The 816-nt window shown below is 36.4% G+C and carries 1 protein-coding gene and 1 pseudogene; one reads left to right on the top strand and one right to left on the bottom strand.

Annotated features, from left to right (window positions below):
- A partial coding sequence (locus tag ACFILZ_RS09995) for a hypothetical protein (RefSeq protein WP_375682391.1) occupies window positions 1–240 on the top strand: 240 nt, incomplete at its 5' end.
- A gap of 77 nt (window positions 241–317) precedes the next feature.
- Here the strand turns inward: ACFILZ_RS09995 and ACFILZ_RS09990 are convergent.
- Window positions 318–816, bottom strand: a pseudogene (locus ACFILZ_RS09990) (argininosuccinate synthase); the annotation flags it as partial.

The following is an 816-nucleotide window of genomic DNA, read 5'->3' as shown; positions in this document are numbered from 1 at the left end:
AATTTATTCGTCAATAATAGCAAGCGAAAAGGCATAAACTCTTATCATACTCTTGCCATAATCAGCATCTGCCCTATTGTTTTGCTTATATTTTATGTCAATAAAAGTGTGAATATTATGAATCGCAATTTACTTGTTTTGATTATCGGCGCTTTAATCGTTCTTCTTATAGGTTTTTCTTATTACACCTATCGGCAAGAAAGCAAAACCTCTAGCATTGAACTCAAAATTGATAAATAATCTATCTGCAACCAAAATCAATCAAAGAAATTACCTTCTTCAACTTTTGATATAAAAGCTGTTCTGGGCTTAACCTGTTATGTTTTTGTGTGTGTTAATGAACGTGCTGCTAATGTGCGCAAACGCAGGGCATTTAATTTAATAAAGCCAGCAGCATCTTTTTGGTCATAAGCACCTTCATCATCCTCAAAGGTTACTAATTTATTGGAATAAAGCGACTTTTTGCTTTGACGTCCTTCAACAATCACATTACCCTTATAAAGCTTTAATATAACTTCACCTTCAACATTTTCTTGGGATAAATCGATAGCAGCTTGCAACATTTTGCGCTCAGGAGAAAACCAAAAGCCGTAATAAATAAGTTCTGCATAACGCGGCATTAATTCATCTTTCAAATGAGCCGCACCCCGATCCAATGTCAAAGATTCTATCGCGCGATGAGCAACTAAGAGAATGGTTCCTCCTGGTGTCTCATAAATGCCACGCGATTTCATACCGACAAAACGATTTTCTACCAAATCTAACCGACCGATACCGTTGTCGCGTCCATACCCATTCAATTCAGAAAGTAATTTC

Origin of the sequence: Bartonella sp. AP40SXNS (assembly GCF_042195825.1) — a bacterium.
GTDB lineage: Bacteria > Pseudomonadota > Alphaproteobacteria > Rhizobiales > Rhizobiaceae > Bartonella.
The sequence above is the reverse complement of the archived record's forward strand: the minus strand, read 5'-3'. Positions and strand labels throughout refer to the sequence as shown.